General features: G+C 40.7%; 16 protein-coding genes and 1 tRNA gene. All 17 read right to left on the reverse strand.

Annotated elements, in window-relative coordinates; translation table 11 throughout:
• Window positions 1-19: 19 nt before the first annotated feature.
• Window positions 20-700, reverse strand: coding sequence for an HAD family hydrolase (locus HXT32_RS03565; protein ID WP_103014008.1), 681 nt, complete (start codon window positions 698-700; stop codon window positions 20-22).
• Window positions 684-2468, reverse strand: coding sequence for a DNA repair protein RecN (recN, locus tag HXT32_RS03570; RefSeq protein ID WP_103014007.1), 1785 nt, complete (start codon window positions 2466-2468; stop codon window positions 684-686). Before recN ends, HXT32_RS03565 begins: the two co-directional genes overlap by 17 nt.
• Window positions 2469-2522: 54 nt before the next feature.
• Complete coding sequence (locus HXT32_RS03575) at window positions 2523-3446, reverse strand: NAD kinase (protein WP_102703056.1); 924 nt, start codon at window positions 3444-3446, stop codon at window positions 2523-2525.
• A 90-nt stretch (window positions 3447-3536) separates the two neighbouring features.
• Window positions 3537-4340, reverse strand: a complete 804-nt coding sequence (locus tag HXT32_RS03580; RefSeq protein WP_422118898.1) for a TlyA family RNA methyltransferase — start codon at window positions 4338-4340, stop codon at window positions 3537-3539.
• Window positions 4337-5437 carry an HAD-IIA family hydrolase gene (locus tag HXT32_RS03585; protein WP_103014006.1) on the reverse strand — a complete coding sequence of 367 codons (1101 nt, stop codon included), beginning with the start codon at window positions 5435-5437 and terminating at the stop codon, window positions 4337-4339. Before HXT32_RS03585 ends, HXT32_RS03580 begins: the two co-directional genes overlap by 4 nt.
• 144 nt (window positions 5438-5581) lie before the next feature.
• Window positions 5582-7210: a hypothetical protein gene (locus HXT32_RS03590; RefSeq protein WP_422118899.1), complete on the reverse strand. Its 1629-nt coding sequence runs from the start codon at window positions 7208-7210 to the stop codon at window positions 5582-5584.
• 153 nt (window positions 7211-7363) lie between these two features.
• Window positions 7364-8683 (reverse strand): tyrosine--tRNA ligase, encoded by a 1320-nt coding sequence (gene tyrS / locus HXT32_RS03595; protein ID WP_012914103.1) that lies wholly within the window; start codon window positions 8681-8683, stop codon window positions 7364-7366.
• A 166-nt stretch (window positions 8684-8849) separates the two neighbouring features.
• Window positions 8850-10367: an argininosuccinate lyase gene (argH, locus tag HXT32_RS03600; RefSeq protein WP_102155228.1), complete on the reverse strand. Its 1518-nt coding sequence runs from the start codon at window positions 10365-10367 to the stop codon at window positions 8850-8852.
• 36 nt (window positions 10368-10403) lie between these two features.
• Window positions 10404-11618, reverse strand: coding sequence for an argininosuccinate synthase (locus HXT32_RS03605; protein WP_076002803.1), 1215 nt, complete (start codon window positions 11616-11618; stop codon window positions 10404-10406).
• 275 nt (window positions 11619-11893) lie between these two features.
• On the reverse strand, window positions 11894-12433 hold the full coding sequence (locus tag HXT32_RS03610; protein ID WP_076003160.1) for an arginine repressor: 540 nt from the start codon (window positions 12431-12433) through the stop codon (window positions 11894-11896).
• Between the two features lie 256 nt (window positions 12434-12689).
• Window positions 12690-15311 carry a phenylalanine--tRNA ligase subunit beta gene (pheT, locus tag HXT32_RS03615; protein WP_422118900.1) on the reverse strand — a complete coding sequence of 874 codons (2622 nt, stop codon included), beginning with the start codon at window positions 15309-15311 and terminating at the stop codon, window positions 12690-12692.
• 5 nt (window positions 15312-15316) lie between these two features.
• On the reverse strand, window positions 15317-16384 hold the full coding sequence (pheS, locus tag HXT32_RS03620; RefSeq protein WP_162861145.1) for a phenylalanine--tRNA ligase subunit alpha: 1068 nt from the start codon (window positions 16382-16384) through the stop codon (window positions 15317-15319).
• Window positions 16385-16454: 70 nt separating this feature from the next.
• Window positions 16455-17363, reverse strand: coding sequence for a TrmH family RNA methyltransferase (locus HXT32_RS03625; RefSeq protein WP_076002801.1), 909 nt, complete (start codon window positions 17361-17363; stop codon window positions 16455-16457).
• 112 nt (window positions 17364-17475) lie between these two features.
• Window positions 17476-18450 (reverse strand): cation diffusion facilitator family transporter, encoded by a 975-nt coding sequence (locus HXT32_RS03630; protein WP_410310497.1) that lies wholly within the window; start codon window positions 18448-18450, stop codon window positions 17476-17478.
• A 291-nt stretch (window positions 18451-18741) separates the two neighbouring features.
• A tRNA-Leu gene (locus HXT32_RS03635) sits at window positions 18742-18825 on the reverse strand.
• 42 nt (window positions 18826-18867) lie between these two features.
• A complete protein-coding gene (locus HXT32_RS03640) occupies window positions 18868-20544 on the reverse strand; it encodes a DUF501 domain-containing protein (RefSeq protein WP_049762351.1) in 1677 nt (558 codons plus the stop codon).
• Window positions 20545-20655: 111 nt separating this feature from the next.
• Window positions 20656-21129, reverse strand: a complete 474-nt coding sequence (locus HXT32_RS03645) for an FtsB family cell division protein (RefSeq protein ID WP_012914095.1) — start codon at window positions 21127-21129, stop codon at window positions 20656-20658.
• Window positions 21130-21166: the final 37 nt, after the last annotated feature.

Consider the following 21166-nt stretch of genomic DNA (forward strand, 5'->3'; position numbering starts at 1 on the left):
CTCAACCAATAGCATATTTTCAACTTATATCGCTGATTCTTGGAGCGAAAGAAAAATCAGAAAATACTGCTAAGCATTTATTAAACGACGAGTCTAAATCAATTTTTACGTTTGAATTATCAACTACCCCACATGTTTGCATACCAGCTTGCTGAGCTGAACATAAAGCTGTAGCAGAATCTTCAAAAACTACACATTTAGCTGGATCTACTTTAAGTTGATTAGCAATATCGATATAAGTTTTAGGACTATGCTTACCTTTTTCAGATAAATCTTCTCCAAAATGAATAAAATCAAAACAATCAAAAATGCCAACTCTTTTTAAAGCTGGAATACACAAGCGTTTAGAAAGAGTTGTAACAAGAAAAAGCTTTATACCATTAGAACGCAAATAATGCACATATTCATACGCGCCTTTTCTTAGCGGAAGATGATTAGCATAAGCGTCAAAAGCCATATCTGACCACTCCTTCATCAAAGCTTCAGGAGCATCAGTAAATCCGTAATTTTTAATAACATATTCTGCAATTTGTCTAGGATTCATTGTTGCAGTTGTACTAGCAAAGATTGAGGGAACGCTCATACCACGTTTCGCAAAACTTACTCGATCAATATCATCCCAAACGCTTAAAGAATCAAGTAATGTGCCGTCAAAATCAAAAATCGCTGCAACAATAGACGAATTATTTTGTAAATCCATCAATGATCTTCCTACTTGCATTCAATAGCTCACGAGCATGTCCTAATGAAGTTTTTGATTCACTTCCATCAAGCATCCTAGCAATCTCTTGTTCACGCATCAAATCATTAAGCTCAATAACAGAAGTATCCGCAACTATAGCAGAAGAACTATTCTCGCTATTCTCAACAAGATTTTTTTGTACTGCAAATTGTGCATCTGCAAAAGAAGCAACCTGAGCTAAATGAGTAACAACAATAACTTGAGCATGTTGAGAAAGTTGAGCCAAACGTTTACCGAGTTCTACTGCCGCAACACCACCAACACCAGAATCTACTTCGTCGAAAACAAATGTAATATTTTCTTCGTCGCAATCTGTCAACTTCGCAACAACAAGCTCAATTGCAAGCATAAGCCTACTTAATTCACCACCAGAAGCACTTTTACTCATCGGCAAATCTGAAGAAGCAGGAAATGGTCGGAACAAAAACTCTACATCATCACATCCGTTAGAATCAAGCGGAATAGAACCAGATAAATCTTCGCAACGCCTATTTACACTGATAATTAATTGAGCACCTGGCATAGCCAAAGAATGTAATTCTTCACTAACTAAAGTGCCAAAATCATGAGCTGCATTTAAACGAGTTTTATATAATTCTTCAGCAAGTTTAAGAGCATCATCATATCGTTGAGCACACTTAGCACGCGCTTTGGCAATAGCTTCAGGAGAATCATCTAAATCTTCAAGTTCAAACTGAGCTTTTTCGGACCAATCAAGTACGTCATCTAATGTTGGACCCCACCTACGAGTTAAATCAGTAAGATCATGAATACGAGAATTTAAATCATCTAAATCTTTTTCACTTACATCGATATCCAACTGTTGAGCAAGCTGCATTACAATATCGTCAAGTTGAGCATGAATATCGTCAAGTTGATTTGCAATAGAATTGAAAGAATCATCTACACGAATATTTCGTAATGCTTGAGAAGCTTTATCTACAAGAAAACAAGCATCTTCAGATGATTCTGAAGCACCATAATCTATTTGACTGGAATCAAGGGATGCGAGCGCAATGCTCACTGCTTTAACAATTTGAGCAGAATTCTCAATTCTTTCTCTTTTTGCACGCAATTCCTTATCTTCATTAGGCAGCGGATTCACATCTCGTATTCTCGCTAACGATTCTCTAAGGTAATCTGCACGTTGCCGCGAAGAAGACGCTTGATTTTCTAGTCGATTACATGTTTCTTTAGCATCTTTCCACGCTTGATACGCACATGCGTATTGCTTAAGTAATTCACTATTTTTAGATACAGTATCAAGCAATTCGCGTTGTTTTGAATTTGTTGCTATGCGTAATTGGTCACTTTGTCCATGAATCACTATCAATCGAGAGCATACTTGTTCAAGAACTGTTTTTGGTACTGCGAAACCAGAAATTGTTGCTCTTGAACGACCTTCTTGCGGCACTGTTCTAGAAACATACATATCTGATTTATTTTCGTCATTTTCTGAAGGCTCTAATTCAATACCGGATTTTCCAACAGCATCTACTAATTCACTTGTTTTAGGGATACTAAATATGCCTTGAACCCATGCTTCTTTAGCATTTGGAGAAATCCTTGCAACTTCTGCTTTGGATCCAGAAATAAGCTTGATAGCACTTAAAAGCATTGACTTTCCAGCGCCTGTTTCGCCCGTAATAGCTGTCATGTGAGACGAAGGAGTAATAAGCGCATGTGAAATTGGCCCAAGATTACGTATTTCTAACTCTTCAAGCACGCTGTACCTCGTTTTATAAATGCTATATTTAATATTATTTTCTACTTAAATAATTCAGTTTAAAGAATTATTATTGTGCTCACGCCATCCAACTATTGGCAAATCAAATTTTGTAACTAAACGCTTCGTAAAAGGAGCACCAGAAAGTCTAGCTAATAATAGGTCATCTTTTGATTGACGAACTTGAATCCTTGATCCTTGAGGAAGAGCGCGCTGTCTTCTACCGTCGCAACAAATCCAACCTCCAGAAGACGATTCATTAAGAATATCAATAGTAAAAGTAGAACCGGCACCAATAATTAGAGGACGCGCAAAAAGAGCATGAGCAGCTAATGGCACTAGTTGTAACGCTTCTACATTTGGCCACATGATTGATCCACCTGCTGAAAATGCGTAAGCTGTGGAACCAGTCGGAGTTGAAACTATTACACCATCGCAACCAAAAGATGACATTTCAACATCGTCTACTCGTATTGAAAGTTCTACCATTCGACCTCTGTCTTCGCGATCAAGAGTTATATCGTTCAACGCCCAATCACTTAAAGGCTTACTTTCGCCAGGAAGCCACACATCTACATGAGCTTCCATTCTCCTGTCAATAGTGTAATCCTTGTTTGCAATCCTACGAATAGCATCATTAATTTGAAAACTTTCAAATTCTGCCAAAAAACCAACATGACCAAGATTTATGCCGATAATTGGAACAGTAGTACAATGCACTAACTCAGCAGCCTGAAGCATGGTGCCATCTCCCCCAAGCACCACAACTATTTCCGTATTTTCATCAACTATACGAGTAGTTTTTTTAGCAAAATCAGACACAGAAGCACTGTTGAATATGTCAACAACGAATCCAGCTTTAATAAGTTGAGTCTTGACTTGATTTACCACATCACTGTGAACATCGATTCTAGCGTGAGTAACTACAAGAGCACGACGAGCCGACGAAGCGGAATTAGTATCGAAATGTTCCTGCATATGCAGCCCCTTCGTACTGTTTAAACACAACTACTACTATTATAATTGTTAGGATACATATTGAAAAATGCTAAACATTCAATGATTAATTTATTTCTCGTAACGTGCATAAAGAAGATACTCCGTATTGCCATGCGTTCCTTCAATAGGAGATTCGCAAGAGGAGATAACCTTTAGACCGTTTTGATTTGCACAACTTTTTATTGTTTCTAAAGCTTTAATTCTTAAAGTCTCGTCAGTTACTATTCCACCTTTTCCAAGGTTTCCTTTTCCTACTTCAAATTGCGGCTTAACTAAAAGCACAATATCTGCATGCAATTGAGCTATTCTAGAAATTACTGGAATAACAAGCGTTAGAGAAATAAAAGAAACATCCGAAACTATAAGATTTGGTTTATATGGCAAGTTCTCTTCGTACACATCTCGAATATTTACGCCACTCATTTCAATTACATGTGAATTGTTAGCTATTTTTGGATGCAATTGACCATGACCAACATCTAAAGCTATTACAGAATGAACACCTCTTTGCAAAAGAACGTCGCAAAAACCGCCCGTTGATGCACCTATATCTAGAGCTTTAGTTGATTTGGAAGTAGTTAAACCATTTTTAGAAAACGCTTCGAAAGCACCTTCTAACTTAAGTGCTCCACGAGAAACGTATCTAATACAAAATTGCGTATTTTTTGATTCGTCGATTGTTATTGTATGTGAATTGTTTACTAAAAATGAGGATTTCGTAATATTTCGATTGTCAACACTCACTACGCCAGCATGAATTAAACGCTGAGCAGTTGTCCTACTTTCTGCTAAACCACGATTAACCAAAGCGCAATCTAAGCGTTGTGAAATATTGCTATTTGAAAGTTTACTTAAATCCTCATTCACAGTCATAAGGAAAACTCCGGAAGAGTATAATTTTCCATATTTTCACCGCAATCTTGCAAGCTCCATGCCAGCGCACAAGCAGCTCTTAAAGCATTGCAATCGTTAGTGTTGTTAACTTCAATAATATTATTATTCACAACTCTTGCTATAGCATCTTCACAAGTAAAAGTACTACCGTTAACGCGTTCAGGAGCGTTATGAGATTCGTTTAATCCTCGCAAGTCTTTAGAAACAAAACTTGGACGCAAATGTTTTGGCGCAAGCATAAGCATGCGAGGATCTGTAACTCCAGTAAGAACAAGTAATGAAGCATAGCCTCCTCTTGTTCCAGCCTCAATATCAGTATCTAAACGATCTCCAACTGCTAATGAATGCTCAATACTAATTACAGGATTCCCATACTCGTCTTTTTCAGTGTATTCTTCACATTCAGAATCATCATGCTTAGCATTAGCAGCAACCAAAAACCTTGCTTCATCATACATTGCAGATTCTGGTTTTCCAGCAGACGAAATAGGCTCTACACCCGTAGCATTAATAACAGCTTGAATCATGGAACCGCATCCAGGAGCAATACCATGCTCTCTTGGAATAGTTAAGTCGCGGTTAGTAACGAAATATTTTGCACCATGCTCAACAGCGAAAGAAACTTCCGCCATTTCTTGCCAAGTCATTTGAGGATACCAGCCTTGAATAACAGCTTTAGGATTATCTTCGCACGAATCTACGAGTTGTAATCCTACGCGTTGCACTTCTTGACGCAAATGTTCAGTGCCGAGAACAAGAACTTGAGATCCTTTCTCAACATTGCGAGCTACCATCCTTGCTGCAACAACAGAAGACGTTATAATCTGCCATGGTTCTACTTTTAAGCCAAAACTTTCCAGTTGTTTTGCAACAACAGATTGGAAACGCGAAGAATTATTAGTTGTATATTCAATTGCCATTCCATTTTTTTGCGCAAACAAAATGGAATCAGACGCATATTCAACAGCATTTCCACCACGATATACAACACCATCTAAATCAAGCAGTGCTAAACGAAATGCATCGCTTAACGGACGATTACATGAAGAAAAATTCTTTTTCGTTTCAACTTGCATACTATACCTCATTTAAGTTTGCTAAACACTGCACTTAATTTAGATTCAAATTTTTCAAATATATTTTATAAATATCAACTCTCAAAGCAGCAAGTGCCCGGCTTACTTAAAAGCAGCCGGGCGCAAATATTCAAATGTTACGAACTACTCTTCGTCAGCGTGAACAGCACTCATCTCGATTGTATCCGTATTATCCGCATTCTCAGAGTTACTTGTCTCTTCTGAGTCTTCTGAGTCTTCTAAATCTTCAGAATCTTCAGTTGCTTCAGATTCTTCATCAGCATATTCATCAGATTCTTCATCAGGAGCAAATTGAGCATCATCTTCACTCATGCCAATTTCATCCATCATGTCATCATTCAAATGCTCTAAATCATAGTCGATAACAATATCATCAGGATTTATATCTTCGTCATCAACATCAGCATACTGTTGCTCAAGCTTATCAAGCAAAGACTCTAATTCAATTGCTTCGTCACTACGCCCGGCTTCTTCCAAGAAGTATTGTTCTGCTTGAACTGCACGCATACGATACTCCCCAGGAAGACCCTTTGAACGACCCATTGCATGAACCAATTCAATAGCCTTATCAGCATGACCAGTATCAGCCAAAACACCTGCATAAACGAGGAACATTTCGGCTTTTACTTCTCCCCTTAAGGTTTTTGCTTCATCTGACATGCAAATTTCTAAAGCCTTATCTAGATTTCCCATACCGCGCTCGCAATCGGCAATAAATGGCAAATAATCAAGGTAACCATTCATTCGCATTGCAGTGCGGAATTCCTTAGAAGCAAGCTTGTAATCGCCCTGACGATAGGCCACAAAAGCTAAAGTTTCGCGAGCAAAATCAATACGAGAAGCTTGCTTAGCAGCCCACTTTGCATGTTCTAATGCAAGTTCAGGATTTTCTTCTTGCAAAGTATAAGCTGCAAGAATATGAAGACCAATATTTTCAGCATGCTCCTTTGAAAGACCGCGCAAACGCTCGCGATCTTCTTTAGAAAGCATTGCCCATTCCAAACCTTTTGGCATCTTAGGCTCACCAGGGCGACGTGCTGTATAAGGATTTTGAGATGGATAAGAAACAGTTCCGTCAGAATTGCGGCGTGGACCATCTTCAAAGCGGAAGTTACTACGCGAATTTGCGCTACGATTATCTCTGCGATCGTCACGACGATCAAAACGACGCTCAGTATCTCTGCGCTCATCGCGACGATCGTCTCTGCGGTCATCACGGAAGCCACCCTTAGAGCCTTTATGGAAATCGCCATTGCGATGGTTCTCACGACGATTATCCCTGCGATCGTCACGATGGTTAAAACGATGTTCACCATCAAACTTCTTGTAGCGTGGGTTGCCACCTTCTTCACCAGAATGTTCAAAATCTCTAGAGCGACGATCATCGCGACGATCATCTATACGATCAAAATGACGGTTACGATCAAAGCGACGATCATTATCGCGATTCTCTGAGCGGAATCCGTCCTTCTTAAAACCATTCTTCTTAAAACCACCGCGACGGTCATCTTTACGATCGTCATGACGGTTAAAACGACAATCACCATCACGCTTTACGTCAGAGTGGAAGCTCTCTTCACGGTCATCATCATTACGGCGGAAACCACCCTTCTTAAAACCGCCTTTATGGAAACCATCCTTATGGAAACCACCGCGACGCTCGCTACTTTTACCACCATTGCGATGACCAAATCCACCACGTTCACCAAAAGATTTCTTACCACTCCGCGAGTGTTCGCGTTCTTCGCCCATTCTGGCATACCTCTCATCTATGTGCAATTTTATTACAAAATCACATTTTAATTATATTCATAAAACAACTAAACATCTGCTGAAGCAAGCTATAGCATACATCAAGCAGCAAGCTTACAACAGATGTATTTTTTAATACATCACAAACATTTATTAAGCGCGCTCTACGGCACCGATAGCTTTCTTGCCACGGCGAAGCAAAGCGAAACGACCGTGCAAGAAAGAGCCCTCACTTAACACATCGTCGACACCACTTACACGTTCATTATTCAGATACAAACCGCCTGCTTCAATAGCACGACGAGCTTCAGAAACAGTGCGGAACAGACCAGCGGCAACTGCAGCCTCAACAACACGATCTGCAACTTTAGCCTTAGCGAAATCTAAACTACCGTCTTCAGCCTTAACCTTAACGCCATCTAAAGCAGCTTCAAGAGTCTGCTCATCAATATTGCAAAGATCACCACGTCCAAACAAAGCGGAAGAAGCTTCAATAGCCTGGTTTGTTAAATCTTCACCGTGAACGAAACTTGTAACTTCCCACGCAAGCACGCGCTGAGCTTCACGACTTCCAGGATCATCCTGAATTTGCTGAGCTAAACGCTCAATTTCATCTTTTGGCAAGAAAGTGAACACCTTAAGCAACTTAACAACTTCATCATCAGGCTGATTGAACCAGAACTGGTAGAAGCGATAAGGGCTAAGCATAGAAGGATCAAGCCACATGGCATTACCTTCTGACTTACCAAACTTACGACCTTGATTATCTGTAATAATCGGGCTAGTAAACACGTTTACGGATGTGCCACGAACCTTACGAATCAAATCCATGCCGGAAGTGAGATTACCCCACTGATCCGAACCGCCAAGTTGCAAAGTTACGTCGTAATTATCAAACAAGTACAAGAAGTCGTTGCCTTGCAAAACTTGATAGCTAAACTCAGCAAAAGAAATACCTTCATCGGAATTTAAGCGACGAGCCACAATATCCTTAGAAAGCATTGTGCCAACACGGAAATTCTTACCAACATCACGCAAGAAGTCGATAGCAGACATCTTAGAAACCCAGTCGTAATTGCTGACAAAACGAACAGGATTTTCACCATCAAGAGGCAAAATTCTGCCAATCTGCTTACGCAAACGTTCAGCCCAGCCAGCCACAATATCCTTAGAATTAAGAGTGCGTTCTCCGCTTTGACGAGGGTCACCAATCAAACCAGTGGCACCACCAACTAAAGCAATAGGATGATGACCTGCAGCCTGCAAATGGCGCATATTAATAAGCTGTACAAGATTACCAATATGCAATGAAGCAGCAGTAGGATCGTAACCGCAATAATACGTTAATGGTTCTCCGTCAAGCGCTTGAGCAAGCTGCTGCTCATCAGTAGATTGTGAAATTAATCCACGCCACTTAAGCTCTTCAAACAAAGAAGCAAAACCTGCTTCCTTGTAGTTCCTGACCTGAGCCATTCGTATCTCCTTAATACAGAATACCGATAAATATCGGGCGCTTTGCGCGTCCACAAGCCTTTCAATTTTTGCAGCACATGACGACACGCATAATAAAAAAGTGCCAAATATCATAAAGTACAATATTTGGCACTATAACGTGACAGCTAATAATCTAATTTTAAAATTATTTTATAGGCGAGATATAAGCAGAGCCATCACTTTTCGAATTTGCAAATTTATAATAATTATCCATTGCGTTTTCAGTCTCTACAATTTGCTCTTTAACTCGCACGAAGGCTGTACCACCACGACCGCATCTGGCAGATACAGATCCAGCACTAGACAATATTGTTCTAATATTCGCAATTTCTGCGCTATCAACAAAACCGCTTAGAATATTTGAAAAATCATCATCGCTTAAATCAGCAAGATCTCCCCCAATTTCCTCAGCTCGCTTTACACACAAACCAGATAAAGTATGAGCATTACGGAATGGAACACCCTTTTTTACAAGCCATTCTGCAATATCTGTAGCAAGAGCGAAACCAGTAGAAGACTGTTCATAAAGTCTATTTAAATCAAATTTCATAGTTTCTACCATTCCAGCAAAAGCTGGAAGAAGCACTTCTAAAGTGTCAATTTGATCAAAAACAGCTTCTTTATCTTCTTGCAAATCGCGAGCATAAGCAGTAGGAAGACCTTTAAGAGTTGCCATTAAACCAGTTAAATCGCCTATTAATCTACCAGCTTTACCGCGAGCAAGTTCAGCAATATCTGGATTCTTTTTTTGAGGCATAATCGATGAGCCAGTTGAATAAGCATCATCTAAACGAACAAATGCAAATTCTTGAGTATTCCAAATAATAATTTCTTCACTTAATCGTGATATATCAACGCCAATCATTGCTGCGATGAATGAAAATTCTGCGACTAAGTCTCTACTTGCAGTTGCGTCTATAGAATTAGCGCAAACTTTAGAAAAACCAAGCTCTTTAGCTACTTCTTCTGGATTAAGACCAAGAGTATTGCCTGCCAAAGCTCCTGCTCCATAAGGGCTTTCATCTGCACGCAAATCCCAATCTATGAAGCGATTTACATCTCGTAAAAGCGGCCAAACATGTGCCATTAACTGATGCGCAAGCAAAATTGGTTGAGCATGTTGCATGTGAGTGCGACCCGGCATCACTGCGTCTTTTGCATTTTTTGATTGATTCAGCAACGCTTGGCAAACTGACAACAATAATGATGCAATAACGCGCGCATGCCTACGCAAAAACATACGTATTAAAGCTGCAATTTGATCATTCCTAGATCGACCTGCACGAAGCTTTCCACCAAGCTCATTTCCAGCAATTTCAAGTAAACCGCGCTCTAATGCTGTAGCTTCATCTTCATCTTCCTCAATGGGTGCAAAAGTTTCATCATCTACACGCTTTTGCAATTCATCTAATGCACAAGATAAATCAGCATACTCTTTTTCGTTAAGAAGACCTGCACGATGCAACGCATGCGCATGAGCTCTAGAACCAGCAATATCATCATCCGCTAATCGCCAATCAAATTGTGTGGACTTGCTTAGTTTCGCCAGCTCTGCTGAAGGACCTGAACTAAATCGTCCACCCCACAATGCAATAGGGTGATTAGTATTATTACTTTCATTATTTTCTAGTTCTGCGGCTGCTACTTTTGTTGCATCGTGCATAGTTTATTACCTTTATATCTTTTTATATATATCGTATTAGTTGTTGTTTGCAACGCGCATATCTCTTGCTGCTGCAACCTTGCTAGACAATCCGTAGATTTCAATGAATCCATTGGAAGCACGCTGATCAAATGTATCTGAAGAATCATACGTTGCTAAATTAAAGTCATACAATGATTCCTCAGAACGACGTCCAGTAACTACAGCTTTGCCAGCATACATAGTCATTCGAATCTCTCCAGAAACATGCTCTTGAGTTTCATTAATAAATGCGTTAAGAGAACGCACAACTGGAGAGAACCACTGACCATCATAGACAAATTCAGCCCACTTTTTATCAAGAGCACGCTTTAACCTATGCTGCTCACGCTCCAGGCAGCAATTTTCAAGCTCTTGGTGTGCAACAATTAAAGCTTGAGCACCTGGAACTTCGTACAATTCACGAGATTTAATTCCTACAAGACGATCTTCAATAATATCGATTCGTCCAATTCCTTGCGCTCCAGCTCTTGCATTCATTTCTTCAATTGCTTGCAAAGGCGTTACGCTATGACCGTCAATTGCGACTGGAACACCTTTTTCAAAAGTAATTGTAACTTCATCCGGTTCTTGAGATTCAAGAGGATTTTGCGTATAAGAATAGCACTCTTCAGTCGGAGCATTCCATGGATCTTCTAGGAAACCGGTTTCAATTGCACGACCCCACACGTTTTGGTCGATCGAATATGGGCTTTTCTTGCTTTGTTCAATTGGAAGCTTGTGCTCGTTAGCGAACTCTATTTCAACATCACGAGTAAGCGACAAGTCTCGAATTGGGCTAATAGCTTTTAATTCTGGATCCAAAGATTGGATTGCAACTTCAAAACGAACCTGATCGTTTCCTTTGCCAGTGCAACCATGCGCAATTGTGTCTGCATCAAATTGATGAGCTGCATTCACTAAGTGGCGAGTAATCAAAGGCCTAGAAAGAGCAGAAACCAATGGATACACGTCTTCATACATTGCGTTAGCTTTTAATGCAAGCATGCAATAGTTATCTGCGAATTCTTCGCGAGCATCGACAACATATGCCTCAACTGCACCACAAGCCAAAGCACGATTCTTAATTACTTCAAGCGCTTCACCGCCCTGACCAACGTTTAGTGACACAGCTACAACATCTTGACCTGTTTGCTCTTTAAGGTATGGAATTGCTACCGAAGTATCGAGGCCACCTGAATACGCCAAGACAATACGTTTTTTATTAGTCATTGTGACCTCCCAGGTCATGTATTGAATAAATAAACAATAAAGAGCATATTATACATCTAAAATAAAATCAACAGATGCGCCAAAAAATTATTATATTTTTACCATCTTCGAAGAGTTATTATAAAATATAAAAAATATATCAATTATAGTTATACATATAAAAACGCGCGCAGCTCAACAATGCACTGCACGCGTATAAATCTTTTCGTTACTGCAAAATTATTTTTTTAATACAATATTTAATTAAATAGCCACAATATTTTTTAATAAATTGTTTAACGAGAAGCTACTGAAAGCATCCAATTTGCTCGATTTTCAGCTTCTTCATTTGAAACGCAAACCATAATAACTGTATCATCTCCAGCAACTGATCCTAAAATACCTTTCAAAGGCTGACGATCTATAACACTTGCAACGTATTGTGCAGCGCCTGATGGAGTGTGAATAACAACAATATTATTTGCATGTCCAACTTCAGTGACAAGACCTGCTAAAGTGCGAGCAACTTGCTGATCAATTCGCACAGTATCCATAGCATGACGATTGCCAGTACCATCCCCCAGCACATACGCAATCCTGCCATCCGTCAATCGAATTTTAACGGCATTTAACTCATCTAAATCTCGGCTCAAAGTAGCTTGAGTAACATTAAAACCATGACACGCCAACACTTTAGCGAGTTGAGATTGAGAAGTAATCACTTCTGCCAGTAACGCTTGTTCAATAGCGTTTAAACGCGCTGCTTTTGTTGCAGGACGTTGCTGTTTTATTGACACTTCGTTATTTGATTCTGCATCCGTTTCTGGATTCATCATAGTTTTATCAAAACCTTTCATAAACATATTTTCAATTAAATATATACGAATATATGTATACATATCTACATGCATAAAAAATTATTTGTGTGTTCTTCGTCACACATATCTATTATGCATAAAAACGCTATATTTTATTTAAAAAATAGATGTTACTTTACATAAAAAGAAAAAGAGTTAATAATACAATAAATGCGACTATGCATACTATTATTAGAACGTATGCACAATCGCATTAACTAAAATATATTATGTTTTACACTCGCAAAGTTGTGTGCAAGACTTCAGCAGCATCCGTAATCTTCTTACGAACTTCTTCCATCTCTTCGCCAGAAAGTGTTCTATCATTTGCTCGGAACGTTACGGAATAAGCAAGAGAACGCAAACCTTCTCCAAGCTGCTCACCCTCATACACATCGAACAACTCAACAGATTCAAGCAAATCTCCAGCAGACTTTTCAATAGCAGACTGCAATTCATTCGCTTTCAACTCAATTGGTGCAGTGAAAGCGAAATCTTGCTTTACAGGAGGGAAAGTCGAAATTGGTTTAGCTTGAACAGGCTTCATAATCATATTCTTAAACAATTCAGTTAAATCAAGCTCGAATGCTGCAGAATGCTTAGGTAAATCTAGCGCTTCACAAACATGTGGATGCAATTCGCCAACAACACCGAGATTGACGCTTGAACCATCTTCAGCAAGAACACAAACTTGAGCACTACGACCAGGATGCCAAGAAGATGGAGCATCTTGAGCTTTAAACTGTTCGAGAATGAACTTAACACCAATTCTCTTACCAACTCGCTGGAGTGCTTCAACAGCATCGCTCCAATCAACATCTCTATGAGTACCAAGCCAACCAGTTTCTTCAGCATGACCAGTTAGCAAAGCAGCAACATGCAAAGGTTGTTCCGGTAATCCAGCATCCAACGCAGCAAGCTCAGCATTAGAAGGTCTAACAGAACCAGGTAATGCAGGAATTGCAGGAGCATTTGGATCGCTAAAGTACACATGACCAAGCTCATACATGGAAATATCTGTTAAACCACGATGAAGATTGCGTCGAACAGTACCAGCCAAAGTCATCAAAACAGAACGACGAAGCCAAGGCCTGTCTCCAGCTAAAGGATTAGCAATACGAACACTTACTTCAGCAACTTCATCCACATTTTGACGGAAAGCTTTAATATCTTCCTCACCAACAAATGGATAGCTTAAAGATTCAACAAAACCAGTTTCCGCTAACTCATAAGCAATAGCTCTTCTAGTTTGCTGTTGCGCAGTTAAGCCAGTTCGACCAGTAACAGGAACAGCAGGAACCTTAACAGGAATCTCATCATATCCAACAAGTCGAGCGATTTCCTCTACTAGATCGCAAGGCTCATTCAAATCAGGACGCCAAGTTGGAGGAAGAACGGGGAAGGATCCATTGCCACCACCAGCAACAGAGCAACCGATATCGGTAAGAATATCGCTAATGCGATTCAAATCAACATCCAAACCGGCAACTCGCTGCACTTCATTAGCTTTAAACACAATCACATTTCGCGACTGAGTATTATTGACATCACACGGCGATGTAGATGGCTTAGCTCCACCAAACTGTTCCAAAAGATTTGCAGCCATTTGTGCAGCTGCTGGCTGCAATTGGGTATCAACGCCACGCTCAAAACGACGAGAAGCCTCAGAAGGAATCTTATGTCGACGAGCAGTACGAGCAATTGAAACGGGATCAAAGTGAGCTGCCTCAATCAAAATATTTTTCGTTTCACTCGTAACTTCGCCATACATGCCGCCCATAACACCTGCTAAGCCAAGCACGCGTGAACCATAGTTTCCACGAGGAGAATCGCAAATAACTAAATCCTCAACATGCAATTCATGATCTTTGCCATCCAAAGTCGTAAGATGTTCGCCCTCATGTGCACGACGAACTACAATTGGACCTTCAATTTTGTCCAAATCATAAGCATGAAGAGGTTGACCCAAATCAAGCATGACATAATTAGTGATATCAACAGCAAGAGAGATACTGCGCATACCTGCACGCGTTAAACGACGCTGCATCCAACGTGGGCTTGCACAAGCGGAGTCAAAACCGTGTACAGCACGCGCATAATATCGATCACAACCAGGTACACCATGAATTGGATTAGTATCTTCAATACTCACGTCAATATCTGAAGTCTTGTGACCTTCATCATTAATTTGCGATACCTGCTCATTCAACTTTGAAACAGGATCCGTATAAACAGCACCAGTTGAATGATGATATTCACGAGCAACACCTCGATAAGAGAAGGCATATCCACGATCAGGCGTTATGTTAATCTCCAAAATCGGCTTATTAAGATGCAACAACTCCATTACATCGTCGCCAGGCTTCAACTCATCATATTCAGCCTTAGAGAAGCCATATTCACGCAACAGAATAATGCCATTGTGGCTATCTCCCAAACCAAGCTCACGCTCTGAAGCACACATACCGTCAGAAATATGACCGTAAGTCTTACGCGGCTCAATCTTAAAATCTCCAGGCAGAACAGCACCAGGAAGAGTTACAACAACCTTTTCACCAGCAGCCATATTAGGAGCACCGCAAACAATGCCACGAGGAACTTTCTTGCCGTTCTCGTCAACATCGTTGTATTTATCTCCAACATCAACATGGCACCAATTAATAGTTTTGCCATTTTTCTGCGGTTCAGGAGTTGCATCAACTACGTAACCGACAACAATTGGACCGGTAACTTGAGAAGTATGAATTTCTTCTTCCTCTAAACCAACACGAACTAAATCTTTAGCAAGCTGTTCGTAAGTTAAACCTTCTGGCACTTCAACATGATCTTTGAGCCAGTCAATATCTACCATTGGCATGAGTTTTACTCCCCCATTACAAACTGTTCACTGAAGCGCTTATCGCCTTCAACCAAATCATGCATATCATTAATATCGTGACGAAGAAGCAGAGTCCTCTCCAAGCCGACACCAAAAGCAAAACCGGTATACACTTGTGGATCTAAACCTGCAGACTTCAACACATTAGGATTAACCATTCCGCAACCGCCCCATTCAATCCAGCCTGGGCCGCCCTTTTTATCCGGGAACCAAAGATCCAGCTCAGCACTAGGCTCAGTAAATGGGAAGTAGCTTGGTCGCAAGCGGCTCTTTGCATCTGGACCAAACATCGCAACAGCTAAACGATCGAGAACACCCTTTAAATCAGCCATTGTTAAATGCTTATCTACAGCCAAAGCTTCACATTGATGGAAAACTGGAGTATGCGTTGCATCCAGTTCATCAGTGCGGAACACTCTACCAGGAGAAGCAATATACAGAGGAACTCCACGCTCAATTAACGCACGTACTTGATCAGAAGAAGTTTGCGTGCGCAAAACCATATTTGAACCGACAAAGCCTGCAGCATCCTTAGCTTGATTACCCTGAACGTAGAAAGTATCTTGCATTTGACGCGCAGGATGATCCGGACCAAAGTTCAATGCATCGAAATCAAACCATTCAGTTTCAACTTCTGGACCCGCAGAAATCTGCCAACCCATAGACACAAAGAAGTCTTCAAAATCCTCAATAATACGAGCAATAGGATGACGAGCACCTAAAGGCTTACGATTAATTGGAAGAGTCATATCTACAGTTTCTGCAGAAAGCATGTTAGCCTCTTCAACAGCTTTAATTCGCTCTGTAGCTTCTGCAAAAGCTCGACCAAAATCAGCTCGCAAAGTTGACATCACCTTGCCAACTTCCTTCTTTTGATCCGCAGGCAAAGAACCAATTGCTTTACTTGCAACAGTCATCACTGACTGCGCGCCAGCATACTTAGTTTTAACAGCCTTCAGCTCTTCCATAGTTTGAGCAGCTGTAACGCTAGCAATACCTTCTTTTACTGCTTTAGTTACAGCTTTAATATCGAATGGCTTATTATCGGTCACAGCACCCTTCCTATCTGTGTTATACGTATATTCATTGTTTATATACGATATTGCAAAATATTGCCCAAAGTTATATTTTTCGCTCATGACTCGACATAGCCAAGCCCATAAGCATTACTGCTGCACTTGTTGCAAGGTTCATTGATTCCGCTTTTCCATATATTGGAATTATTGAAATATCGTCAACCTGTTGCAATACTTCTTTAGGTAAGCCTCTAGCTTCATTGCCAAATAAAATAGCCAAAGAACTGCTAATAACCTCGGAATTGACTAAAATTTTTGGAAATGGCACAGGTTTAATCTTGTCAGTTCCGTAAATATCAGCTGCAATAACTCGAATATTTGATTTTGCAGCGCATTCGAACCAGTCTTGAACGCTTAATTGCACTACAGGAAGATGAAATAGTGAGCCAGCAGTCGAACGCACAAGCTTAGAATTCCACCGACTTACGCAATCATCAACAAAAACAACAGCATCGCATCCAGCAACATCTGCAACACGAATAATAGCACCAGCGTTGCCAGGATCTCTTACCTGCCAGCAAGCTGCAATACGAAGAGGCTTAAAATCGTTTTTTACTTTCACTTGTGCTGATTGTTGCAAATTTTTAAACTCACTAAAATAAATATCGTCCAAAGATTTCGAATTAACAACCGCAACAATTCCCTGTGAATCAGCACTAATTTTTTGCATAATATTCGACTCAACAGGATGAACATAACAAGATCGAGATAAAGCTTCTTTAACTATTTCCCGCAAAGAAGAAAATTGGGAACTTTCCTTTTCATTACCTTCACAAGCATCTTTAGTAACATAAATATCACATAACGAATCTGTGACATAACGTACAGCTTCGCGCACACTTTGCGGACCTTCAACTAAAAAACGCTGCAAATCATGCGACTTTGCGCGACCTAAAGAAACGAGTCTGCGCACGCGCTCACTGTGAGTATTATCAATTAGTTCTTTTAACGGCATAAATATAACTTTACTTCAAAAACAATTACGACACAGGAAATACGCATTCACGTATTTATGCAAACTTGTCACGTTCTTTACAACAAGACTTATAAGCAAAACCTTATAAACTCTATTCATGATGCTCTGAAGCACTAGAAGTGGTATAACCCTTAGGCTCAAGCTGGAAAGTAGTGTGAGAGACAGAAACAGGAAAATGCTCGCGCAAGCAGTCCTGAAGCTGGGAAAGCACCTGAGAGCATTGAGTCATTGTCATATTAGGATCCACAACAACATGTGCCATAAAAATCGGCATACCAGTAGAGACAGTACTAGCGTGCAAATCATGAACTGCAAGAACATGAGGAACATGCTCTAGATGTTCACGAACTTTGTTTAAATCAAGACCTTCAGGAGTCTGCTCAAGAAGAACCTTAACAGCATTCTTAAGAAGCTTTAACGCACGAGGAATCATAAGAAGCGCAATAATACCGCCAGCTAAAGCATCAAAACCTGCCCAACCTGTACTCATCATTACAATAGCTGAGACTACAACTGCAACAGATCCAAGAGCATCGTTCATAACCTCAAGAAAAGCAGCACGCATATTCATATTGTCTTGCGATTGAGACATAAGAATTACAAGAGAACCTAAATTCGCAGCTAAACCAAGGATACCAAAGAATAGCAGCTGATTTACATCGTGAATGCCTTGATGGCCACTACCAAAAAGACGCATTCCAGCTTCAACAAGAGCATACACTCCTACAAGCAGTAAAATAAGAGCTCCCGCAGCAGCTGTAATAACCTCAAGACGCGCCCAACCCCACGTGCGCTTACTATTTGGACGACGACGCATAAGAATTGCAGTAACTGTTGAAGCTGCAAGAACCGAAATGTCTGTAAGCATATGACCTGCGTCTATAAGAAGCGACAAGGAATTGGTTATGAAAGAACCAATTACCTCAGCAAAGAACACAGTTGCAGTAAGAGAAAGCGTAAGAAGCAAACGATGCTGATGTGCATGACTTGCGTGAATTGCTTCTGCTTGGGAAGCTGCGTTGGCGTTATTGTAATTAGTATCGGAAGAGTTGACATTTGCATTCACACTGCTTGAGCGTGAACCAGTGCCGTTAGTTTGAATTACATCGTTATGATTATGCACTTTCCAACCTCCTAAAATATTAAAATATTTGGGCGATATCGTTTCTCAATATCATTCGCATTTTGCCTTATACGCAATGAACCCCAGCCTAAGCCGGGGTTCACTATTATCAATTACTTTGTCTATAACTATGTAATCACAAGCTGTCAACATGCACGCATTATGGGTTATAGGTAAAACCAACAGAAAAGCAAAAGGCGCCACACAGCTAAAAACTGTGCAGCGCTTTGTTTGTGCCTCCGGTGGGACTCGGACCCACAAGCCCGTAAGGGCGTCAGATTTTAAGTCTGATGCGTATGCCAATTCCGCCACAGAGGCAGCAATCACTTATTATGCCATATATCTAAGCAAAGAACAAGCTCAGCGTGTGGCGAGTAACTTTCTTCCCAAATCAAGCGTAATTCCGTCAAGCAAACCATGCTCACTTGCAACAAACGTATCCAAAACCCCACCGTGATCCTCATACGCAGCTTTTGCTAATCTCTCCAACACACGGCTCCAAATCACTGCTCCACCGCCGACAACATCCACACGCCCTGGGTGAATCGTCGCATACGTGCGCCTGCAGTCCCTAGGCATACGCAAAAAGCGATTATTAACAGCATAAGCCTGCTCTAATCCAATATGCACACCATCGACAGCAGTATGATCATAATGCTGCAATCCCATAGTCAAAGCAGCCATAGTTGTCACAGTTCCAGAAACGCCAATAATAGTACGAGCTCGCCCTGCAGGGACAACTTTGAAAGCATCATCAATATGCTTGTCAATATCTTCAATCGCAGCTTGAATTTCCTCTTCCGTAGGAGGATCAGTATGCAAATGCCTTTCAGTCATTCTAACAGAACCAACATTCATGGAGTATGCTGCAGAAACCTTGTGCGCCGGCAAGCAGTCCCCATCCCCTCCAAGCACTAACTCAGTAGAACCTCCACCTAAATCAACTACGAGATACGGTGGCTGCAACTCATCGCGAGACACAACGCTTGTTGCACCAAGGAAGCTAAGAGCTGCTTCTTCAGTACCACTAATAACTTCAGGACGAACACCAAGCTCATCAATCATCATTTGTTCAAAAATCTCACGATTTTCAGCATCTCGTGTAGCTGAAGTTGCCACAAAACGAATCGCATCAACTGGATGTTCTTTCAAAACTTGCGCAAATTCGTGCGCAGCATCCCTCACTCGCTCCAAAGCGTCATCTGCGAAACGATGAGTTTCGTCAATTCCCTGACCTAGTCTAACAACGCGAAGCATACGAGGTACAATATCTTTCATTCCATGCTCAGAAACTTGCGCAATTTTTAGTCGAATAGAATTCGTACCACAGTCAATTGCGGCAACCTGTACTGTTTTTTCTGCACAAGTAGTCGTGTCGCTTTTCACAGCTTCGCCCTCTGCAGTTTTATCTTTTGCAATCGTTTCGTCTTCCACAACAACTTCCGTTTCAGTAGCATATGCATCATCGCTCCACGGAGTAGTACAACGGCACACGTTAGGATCAAACTCATCTTTAATGCGCTCTAGCACCATGTCACCAATCGGATTTACACCTTTGCCCATTACCAATGTTTGCGCGAGCAAAGCATGCAAGCATTTAACACGAACTGGCATTCCACCAGCGCTCATCTGACTAATATGCTCTTCACTATCCCCCAAAGACACAGCTAATTCATGACGGAATTCCAAATAATACTTATGCGCACGCTCATATTGTTTCTTCAGATCTTCGTCCGATTGTAATAGCTCGTTATATTCTCGCATAATACCGTCTGCTTCTACGCGAGACACCGCTTTTACAGCTTCAGGACTGGTAAGGTAGCATGTAGTTGGGAATGGTGTGCCATCTTCTAAGCATGGTCTAGTAATAACAGCAAGAGGTCTACCACAAACGCAACGCGCACCAACAGCTACCATTCCTCTAGGGAATCTTCCAAGTTGCTTTTCAACAATTGTACGCTCAGCATCACTTGCAGGTGTAGTAAATAAACGTTTCACAGCTTCTTCTGGAATATATTTCTTATTACTGTTCTGCATTTTATCTGAACTTTCTTGGCTGTTAGCCATGCGTTTCTACTCCTGTTAAAGCTGTTTTACAAATAAATAATCTTTTACTTTATCAGTTTATATATTTTATCAGTTTATATGTTATAAGGATGGCACAGTATCTGGTTTGTCTGCTTTATGTATTGCATACATTAAGTCACTATACCAAGGCAAGACTGAATGAGTCTTAGTTTCGCTATTTTCTTGAGCAAATTCATTCGGAACTTTTCCAGTTACTGCTTCAGGATGCTCTACGCGAACAGCCTGCTCACCGGGAAAAATAAAGCCGAGACGATCTCTAGCTTGAGCGGTAACGTATGCTTTGTCTTTCCATCGGTCAATATTATTATCCAACGTACGTTTTTGTTCACGTAAATCACTTTCTTCACGCTGAAGTGCATGAAGCTCAGATAAGCTTAACGCATAATTTCTAACTGTTGAAATGCACTCAATTGAACCAACAGTAACTACAAAAACCATAAATAAAAACACAAGTGGTCCTGAAAGTAGTCGACGCTGTTGCAATGGTGCTACATCTTCACCTAATGCTGTTTTACGACGCTTTTTCATAACCATACTCTCTAAATTACTTGATGTATTCGACGTGAAAACA

The organism is Gardnerella sp. DNF00747, from assembly GCF_049262675.1.
Lineage (GTDB): Bacteria > Actinomycetota > Actinomycetes > Actinomycetales > Bifidobacteriaceae > Bifidobacterium > Bifidobacterium swidsinskii.

Coding starts and splice junctions, on each gene's coding strand:
- HXT32_RS03565 (WP_103014008.1), bottom strand. CDS start 700: ATGGATTTACAAAATAATTCGTCTATTGTTGCAGCGATTTTTGATTTT.
- HXT32_RS03575 (WP_102703056.1), bottom strand. CDS start 3,446: ATGCAGGAACATTTCGATACTAATTCCGCTTCGTCGGCTCGTCGTGCT.
- HXT32_RS03580 (WP_422118898.1), bottom strand. CDS start 4,340: ATGACTGTGAATGAGGATTTAAGTAAACTTTCAAATAGCAATATTTCA.
- HXT32_RS03585 (WP_103014006.1), bottom strand. CDS start 5,437: ATGCAAGTTGAAACGAAAAAGAATTTTTCTTCATGTAATCGTCCGTTA.
- HXT32_RS03590 (WP_422118899.1), bottom strand. CDS start 7,210: ATGGGCGAAGAACGCGAACACTCGCGGAGTGGTAAGAAATCTTTTGGT.
- tyrS (WP_012914103.1), bottom strand. CDS start 8,683: ATGGCTCAGGTCAGGAACTACAAGGAAGCAGGTTTTGCTTCTTTGTTT.
- argH (WP_102155228.1), bottom strand. CDS start 10,367: ATGCACGATGCAACAAAAGTAGCAGCCGCAGAACTAGAAAATAATGAA.
- HXT32_RS03605 (WP_076002803.1), bottom strand. CDS start 11,618: ATGACTAATAAAAAACGTATTGTCTTGGCGTATTCAGGTGGCCTCGAT.
- HXT32_RS03610 (WP_076003160.1), bottom strand. CDS start 12,433: ATGATGAATCCAGAAACGGATGCAGAATCAAATAACGAAGTGTCAATA.
- pheT (WP_422118900.1), bottom strand. CDS start 15,311: ATGCCAATGGTAGATATTGACTGGCTCAAAGATCATGTTGAAGTGCCA.
- HXT32_RS03625 (WP_076002801.1), bottom strand. CDS start 17,363: ATGCCGTTAAAAGAACTAATTGATAATACTCACAGTGAGCGCGTGCGC.
- HXT32_RS03640 (WP_049762351.1), bottom strand. CDS start 20,544: ATGCAGAACAGTAATAAGAAATATATTCCAGAAGAAGCTGTGAAACGT.
- HXT32_RS03645 (WP_012914095.1), bottom strand. CDS start 21,129: ATGGTTATGAAAAAGCGTCGTAAAACAGCATTAGGTGAAGATGTAGCA.